7 protein-coding genes, 1 rRNA gene and 1 pseudogene are annotated in these 6,859 nt (G+C 60.8%); 4 read left to right on the top strand and 5 right to left on the bottom strand.

What is annotated here, in order from left to right; genetic code table 11:
• Positions 1-240: 240 nt before the first annotated feature.
• The 3 genes from ACFWAD_RS29650 to pdxA form a co-directional block, all read right to left on the bottom strand.
• Complete coding sequence (locus tag ACFWAD_RS29650) at positions 241-585, bottom strand: hypothetical protein (RefSeq protein ID WP_378550339.1); 345 nt, start codon at positions 583-585, stop codon at positions 241-243.
• A gap of 224 nt (positions 586-809) precedes the next feature.
• Positions 810-1,007: a DeoR family transcriptional regulator gene (locus ACFWAD_RS29645; protein ID WP_378550336.1), complete on the bottom strand. Its 198-nt coding sequence runs from the start codon at positions 1,005-1,007 to the stop codon at positions 810-812.
• Positions 1,008-1,018: 11 nt separating this feature from the next.
• On the bottom strand, positions 1,019-2,254 hold the full coding sequence (gene pdxA / locus ACFWAD_RS29640) for a 4-hydroxythreonine-4-phosphate dehydrogenase PdxA (protein ID WP_378550333.1): 1,236 nt from the start codon (positions 2,252-2,254) through the stop codon (positions 1,019-1,021).
• A gap of 646 nt (positions 2,255-2,900) precedes the next feature.
• On the opposite strand from pdxA, the gene ACFWAD_RS29635 reads away from it, so the two are divergent.
• From ACFWAD_RS29635 to ACFWAD_RS29620, 4 genes and pseudogenes are all read left to right on the top strand, one after another.
• Complete coding sequence (locus ACFWAD_RS29635; protein WP_378550342.1) at positions 2,901-3,110, top strand: ABC transporter substrate-binding protein; 210 nt, start codon at positions 2,901-2,903, stop codon at positions 3,108-3,110.
• 479 nt (positions 3,111-3,589) lie between these two features.
• Entirely contained in the window at positions 3,590-4,066 is a 477-nt protein-coding gene (locus ACFWAD_RS29630) for an ABC transporter permease subunit (protein WP_378550330.1), read from the top strand.
• A gap of 19 nt (positions 4,067-4,085) precedes the next feature.
• The gene (locus ACFWAD_RS29625; RefSeq protein WP_378550327.1) at positions 4,086-4,424 is read left to right on the top strand and encodes a hypothetical protein; all 339 of its coding nucleotides are present in this window, start codon (positions 4,086-4,088) and stop codon (positions 4,422-4,424) included.
• A gap of 36 nt (positions 4,425-4,460) precedes the next feature.
• Positions 4,461-4,994: pseudogene (locus ACFWAD_RS29620) on the top strand (aldolase/citrate lyase family protein).
• 62 nt (positions 4,995-5,056) lie between these two features.
• Here ACFWAD_RS29620 and ACFWAD_RS29615 read toward each other — a convergent pair.
• Together ACFWAD_RS29615 and rrf are read right to left on the bottom strand one after the other, a co-directional pair.
• On the bottom strand, positions 5,057-6,481 hold the full coding sequence (locus ACFWAD_RS29615; RefSeq protein ID WP_317557097.1) for an aldehyde dehydrogenase family protein: 1,425 nt from the start codon (positions 6,479-6,481) through the stop codon (positions 5,057-5,059).
• A 285-nt stretch (positions 6,482-6,766) separates the two neighbouring features.
• A 5S ribosomal RNA gene (gene rrf, locus ACFWAD_RS29610) occupies positions 6,767-6,859 on the bottom strand; the annotation flags it as partial.

Here is a 6,859-nt window from a genome sequence, read left to right as displayed (position 1 = left end):
TCGAAATTTGGTCAGGCACTTCGTACAACCTCGTGTCACTCGCCGTGAAGCGGGAGTCGGTGTCCGTGTCGCTCTGACTTGGAATAAGTTACGCGTCCGCTGAAGTCTTTGACAAATCCTCAGGTCAGGGACTTGAGGCTGCCCGTTTCCCCAGCTAGATCCCCTACGGCGACCCAACTTCGTCGATTCGGGCAACATGTGACGCCAGACACCACGGCTCGTTGGCCAACCGTCGCGGACTCACACCACCTGGACACGGATCCCCGCGGCCTCGAACAACGCGACCTGCTGTGCGTCTACCGCAGCATCGGTGACCAGCACAGCCCCCGGCGGTATCGGCGCCCACGCATGGAAAGGACGTTCGCCGAGTTTGGCGGAGTGCGCGAGTATGTAGACCTCGCCGGCACGTTCGATCATCATTTCCTTGAGCCGGGTCTGATCGAGCTCAGCTTCACAAATGCCCCGGTCAGCGGTAACTGCGTCTGCTCCGAGAATGCCTTGTCGAACGACACCCTCTGCAACGACGCCTCGGCGAGTGGTCCGACAAATCCTTGGCTGAGCGGCCTCAACGTCCCGCCGACACATTCGACTCGACACCATCAGTGTCGGCTAGCGCCTCGAGTGCTGTCAGCCCTGCAGCGATCACCGTCAGATTCGTCATGTGACGTAAGAGCTTTCCCATCGCTGCACACAGTGGTGCCTGCATCCAGGCGCACAGCGTCTCCGGGCCGGACCTGCTCGGCAACCCACTCTGCAATCCGCCGTTTGGCGTCGAACCCCACCATCGCTCTCTGACGCAGAGACGATTCCTAATGAGGATTGATTGCAATTGCCCCGCCATAGGTGCGTGCTATGAGTCCCTGAGCAGTCAACTGACTCAGGTCTCGACGTATTGCCGACGCGGTGACCCCGAACTGAGCCGAGAGGTCCTCGACGCTGGCCAGACCACTCGCGCGCGCAAGTCTTGCGATTTCAGACCGCCTCGCCTCCGACTCCCGGATGGCCATCGCTCCTCGCCCTACGAACTCTGGCGCTTACTTGAAAACGAATGTGCTGGTTGCCAATTCGGCCGCCTGCCGCAGCGCTTCGACCTACTTCCGGCCTCGGCGATGCCCTTACCTGCAATGTCGAATGTGGTTCCGTGATCGACGGAGGTTCGTATGACCGGCAAGCCCACAGTGATGTTGACCCCGACCTCGATTCCGAGGACCTTGACCGGGCCGTGCCCCTGATCGTGATACATCGCGACGATCAACTCGTAGTCACCACGACAGGCCAGGAAGAACGCGGTATCCGCCGGCAGGGGACCGTGGACATCGATTTCTGCTGCCTTCAACAGTTCAACGGCGGGGATGATCTTCTTCTCTTCCTCCCCGTAACCGAAGAGTTCATTCTCCCCTGCGTGCGGGTTGATTCCGCGGACGCCGATCTTCGGAGACAGATTTCCCGTGCGTACCAATGCTTCATCACCTCGACGAATGATCCGCTCCACCAGGCCCGGTTCGATCCTGACGACCGCGTCGAGCAGTCCGATGTATGTAGTCACGTGAATGACCTTGAGCTCGGGCGTCGACAACATCATCAACACCTCCTCGGCATCGGCCAAAAGCGCAGGCAATTCCGTGCGACCAGGGAAGATATGCCTTGCTGCGTGTAGCGCCTCTTTGTTCAGCGGCGCGGTGCAGATCGACTGAACTTCACCGCGAACAGCGAGTTCGCTTGCAACGCGGATGTACTGATAGGCCGCATCTCCCGCGACTGCCGACAGTTCACCCCACGCGAGATCCTCAGGCAGCAAGTCCAGATCGATGACGTTGATCCGTCCATCGATGAATTCACCATCCTTGATCTCCTCGTCGGGGACCACGTCGACGTCGATTCCGAGAACCTCGGCGGCCGGACGCAGGCGCTTCGCGTCGCCGACAACGACCGGGCGGCAACGCTTTCTCGTTTCGTCGTCGAGGAGTGCGGGGATGATCACTTCCGGCCCGACGCCGGCGCCGTCGCCCATTGTGAAAGCGATCAGCGGCAGTGGGGTGGATTCGATTGGCATGGGATTGACCTCGTTGTCTGAAGGTGGATTATCCGGAGCCGCAACCGAAGTGGGGTGCGCGAGGAACTCCGTCATGGAGCAAAGACTGTGTACATCCCCGAAACTTCCTGGCCGCGTGACGATGTACCGACCGGTGTGATCGACGGCGCCGATCAGCTCGGCGAGTGCCGAGGCGAGCTGGACGCACGGTTGCGATTGCACTGTCGTTCTTCGGGTTACTGCCGCTGTGAGCGCGAATGTTCCTATCAGACGAAACATCGGAACCTGTTGTGCTGAAGTCACAATCAGATCAAGGTCACCTTCGGTCTCGGCTTCGTAGGGCACCACCCCGCCTCGCACTCTGCGCCCCTGCCTTGGCAATCCGGCGGCGACGATGACCGGAGATCCGTCGCGGGAGAGTTCCCCAACCCCCGCGGCCACGCTGCCTCTGAGTAGAAATTCGACCTTCTCCACGGTTACAGAGTCTGCGGACGATTACAGAACTGATCTCACGTCACGAGAGGCTGTGGTGGGGTCGGATCGTCGTGAGTGCAGATCAAAAACTGTCACGCCCGATTCATCGGGCTCTCCCGGACCGAATCGAAGCGACATCCCGGAACTTCGAAACAAAAACCTGCGGCCGACTCCGCCTCCGAACGAACTCCCCTGTTCCTGTTCTGAACTCACTCATGTCCAATATTTGATCACGCCGACCTCGGCCAACGAACCTAACGAGCTGCAGAGTGGAATTGGGGTGGGACCGTTTCATCGTCAGCGAATCAAACTGAGGCACAAGCGATTACACGCTTGACGTCAATGACAGCCACTTGGGCCCGCTCCCGGCGTTCGCCGTGTCCAGGTCCGCTTCATTCCCGAAGAGGCCGGCCGCGTCGTTGCTCTTCGGAGCGGCGAGGTCGACGTCATCGATTCGATCAGTCCGGATTTCGCCGAACAACTCGCCAAGTTACCCGGCGTCCAGGTGGACACCGTGCCGTGCACGCGCATCAACCAGTTGTTCTTCAACTTCCGCAAGCCCGCCGATCAGCCACTATCCAATCTGCATGTTCGCGGGCACTGACCTACGCCATCGACGACGAGTCGCTCGCCCGGACGCACTGATCGGGTCCGTGGTGCCGGCCACCGGTCCAGCCCCGCCCACGTTGGATGGATTCCTGGCGCCAAGGCAAGACCGGGGACTGGGATGTCCTGGGCAACGGGTACGGCAACCAGACCGGACTTGCACGCAGCAGGACATCCAGGAGAACTGGGCTTGTTATGGAGCTTCGTACCGAACGCTCTTCTTGCGAAACGTACTCGTATTCAGAATGTTTCACTGACCCCATCAACTCCTACGACCTCGGCGCCGTCCGATTGAAAGCCTGAGCCAGTGACTCTCACCGCTCCGAAACCGCACACATCAACTCGGAATCTCGGCACGTCGTACTCGTTCCAGGCGCCGGCCATGGACGTCGTCCTCGGCAAACTTCCGTGCACCAGCACCCTGGCCGTCAGCCCCATCCTGTTGACCGCCGTGCTCTCAATTCCGTTGGCGTGTGTATGGTCCACCACGCGGACACCCGACGCGAACTCGGTGCGAACATCGTGGCCGTCGGCGTACAGTCCATGCTGGAGTTCTGGAGTGCCCTGATGCTGGTGACGATATTCGCGGTCCTCATCCCGGTTCTACCTGCCGCCGGATCCACCACGTGGCCGTCGGCGATCCTGCCCACCGCAACTATCGCCATCCTTCAGCTCGCGTTGATCTCCCGGATGGTTCGGCGCGAATTGGTCGCGGCCTTCGCTTCGCCGTACATCACCGTCGCACGCTCTCGCGGAGTATCCGAACGCGAACTCACCTGGCGATATGCGATGCGTAACTCGACAACTCCCATCGTCACCGCGCTGGGCACCAGATTTGCCGGAGTGCTGAACGGCGTTGTGGTGGTCAAGGTCGTGTTCGCCTGGCCGGGTGTCGGCTCCTCTCTCTGCCGCTGGTTCTGGGGGAACGCGAAAAGCCCTATCCGCAGCGGCTAGAGTGCTCGGACTTACCCGCATGGCCATCCTGCTTTCGTCACGTCATTCCGAACATCGTCAAGCAGGCATCGCTCGTCGTCCTGCTTCTGCTCGCTCAGGCCGTTCTGTTGGAAAGCTCCTCGAGCTACCTCGGCGCCGGCCCTCAACGTCCGTTGCGACCTGGGGCCGAATCATCGCCGACGGACAGGACTACATCACCACCTCATGGCGGATCGTCACGTTGACCGGTCTGATGATCGTGCTGCCAGTCGTTGGAGTGAACCTACTCGGCGACGGTCTGCGCGATCGGCCTCCAGGATCGAAACGACTGGCCGAAAGCCTGGTCGGGCGTGGCAACGCCCAGAAAGCAAAGGCGTGAGACGCGGGCAATTTACGACGGGTCGACGACCTCCAGATCGAACGAGCCACGGCGAATGGCGTCATCCGAGCCGTCGACGGCGGCGCGGTAAGCGTCATCGTTCCGCTGATCAACAACACCGAAGAGGCAGCGGCCGCCGTGGGCAGCCGCCATTCGGCATCCGCTCCTACGGGCCCATGCGGTCGCAACTCCTTATCGGCCCCGTTCCCGCCGACGCGAACCGCGACACTGTTGACTTCGCGATGATCGAAACCCACAAGGCCTGGAGAACGTCGAAGAGATCTGTGCTGTAACCGGATTGGACGGCGTGTACGTCGGACCGTCCGATCTACGAATCGCCGTCGGCGGTAAGCATTCCAACGATCCAGACGTGTCCGAGGAATTCGAAGCCGCGCTCACCCGGGTGCGCGAAGCTGCTGCCGCCTGCGGGGTGGCTGCCGGGATCCACACACCTTCCGGTCAGGTTGCAGCACAACGCCTTGCAGAGGGTTACACCTTCGCGACCGTAGCCTCGGACTGACGCATCTGGCGAATGTCTCGGCTCAGCATCTGGATGCGGCCAAGTCCTGATCCGGGTACAAAAATGGCGATGCTCCCGTACTTGGTACGGGAGCATCGCCATTCTCGAACGACTAACGCTGAATTGCCTTGATCTCGAGGAACTCTTCGAGCCCGAACGTGCCTGCCTCGCGTCCGACACCCGACTGCTTGTATCCACCGAACGGCGCATTGGTGTTGAACGCACCGCCGTTAACCTCGACCTGCCCGGCCCGCAGCTGCCGCGCGACGCGATCCGCGCGATCGGGGTCACCTGACCAGACTCCGCCGGCCAAACCGTATTCGGTCCCGTTGGCTATCCGCACTGCGTCGGCCTCGTCCTTGTAGCCCATGATCGAAAGGACCGGTCCGAAGATCTCCTCGCGCGCAATGGTCATATCCTCGGTCACGTTCGCGAACACCGTCGGCCCGACGAAATACCCACTGGCCAATCCGGTTTCGCGACCGTCGACAACCGCGGTAGCGCCCTCGGCTACACCCTTCTCGATGTATCCGCGAACGCGTCCCAGCTGATTCGCGTTCACAAGCGGTCCGAGCACTGAAGTGGGCTGAGTCGGATCACCTACCTGGAAATGAGCGGCCACCGCAGCAGCAATTGCCGCTGCCTCGTCCACCTTCTCCGCGGGAACCAACATACGCGTCAGCGCCGAACAGGTCTGACCCGAATTGATGAAGCACTTTGCGACGCCATCCGTGACAGCCTTTTCGAGGTCGGCGTCGTCGAGAATGACGTTCGCGGACTTGCCTCCCAGTTCAAGCGAGACCTTCTTGATGGTGTCCGCAGCCACGATGGCCACTCGCTTGCCGGCCCGAGTCGATCCGGTGAAGGAGACCATGTCGACCTCGGGGTGGCCGGCAATGGCTTCACCCACTACCGGGCCGTATCCGCTCACCAGGTTGAATACACCTGCAGGCAAACCGATTTCGTCGAAGATGTCGGCGAGAGCGTACGTGATGAGAGGTGCAACCTCGGTGGGCTTGAGAACCACGGTGCAGCCCGCGGCGAGTGCACCACCAACCTTCAAGACAACTTGGTGGAGCGGGAAGTTCCAGGGAGTGATTGCGCCGACAACACCCGCCGGTTCACGAACAATCAGCGAGTTGCCGACCTCGTGGGCGTCAAAATCATAAGTGCGGGCCAATTCAGCAAATGCATTCAAATTCGCCAGCGGCATTCCGATTTGTACGGGCTTTGCGAATCCGATCGGCATGCCCATATCTTGCGAAACCAGCGCCGCAAGATCATCGGTACGTTCGGCAATAATCGCAGCAGCTTTGGAAAGATATTCGGCGCGCTCGCCGCCGGATAGTGCAGACCAAGCGGGGAAAGCCTTTCGTGCTGCCTTCGCGGCCGCGTCGACATCTTCGACAGTGCCCTCGGCGACAGTTCCTATCAGCTCTTCCGTAGCCGGATTGAGAACGTCGATCCGACCGCTACCAGTGGATTCGATCCAGGCGCCATCAACATAGATTTTGGTGCGGTCGAGAATATCGGTCATCGAAGCCTCCGTAGTCAGCACGCGTGCACAGGTGAGGTGGGCCCGATCACACGGGGCACCTCTTCCGAGCCTAGCCACGCTCGACGGGTTCCGTGGCAGGTTGGTGGCGCGATTGGCGCTCGACTGACGAGACTTGCGGTGGGCGCACACTTTTCAGTGATCGTGTGAACGGTACGTTCATCTCGTTGCAGGCGACGGAAGTGCCGTTCGCTCGAAGGCGGGGGGGTGTTTTGGGTACGAGAAAGCCCCCCAACCACGAATGGTTGGGGGGCTTCTCTAATGTGTGTTCGGCGGTGTCCTACTCTCCCACACCCTGTCGAGTGCAGTACCATCGGCGCTGAAGGGCTTAGCTTCCGGGTTCGGAATGGGACCGGGCGT

It is taken from the genome of Rhodococcus sp. NPDC059969 (assembly GCF_042738325.1).
In the GTDB taxonomy this organism is placed as follows: Bacteria; Actinomycetota; Actinomycetes; order Mycobacteriales; family Mycobacteriaceae; genus Rhodococcus_F.
The sequence above is the reverse complement of the archived record's forward strand: the minus strand, read 5'-3'. Positions and strand labels throughout refer to the sequence as shown.

Bases quoted from the DNA above. Each gene is read 5' to 3' on its own strand.
- ACFWAD_RS29630 (WP_378550330.1), top strand. From the start codon at position 3,590: ATGGTCCACCACGCGGACACCCGACGCGAACTCGGTGCGAACATCGTG.
- ACFWAD_RS29650 (WP_378550339.1), bottom strand. From the start codon at position 585: ATGTGTCGGCGGGACGTTGAGGCCGCTCAGCCAAGGATTTGTCGGACC.
- ACFWAD_RS29645 (WP_378550336.1), bottom strand. From the start codon at position 1,007: ATGGCCATCCGGGAGTCGGAGGCGAGGCGGTCTGAAATCGCAAGACTT.
- ACFWAD_RS29625 (WP_378550327.1), top strand. From the start codon at position 4,086: ATGGCCATCCTGCTTTCGTCACGTCATTCCGAACATCGTCAAGCAGGC.
- ACFWAD_RS29615 (WP_317557097.1), bottom strand. From the start codon at position 6,481: ATGACCGATATTCTCGACCGCACCAAAATCTATGTTGATGGCGCCTGG.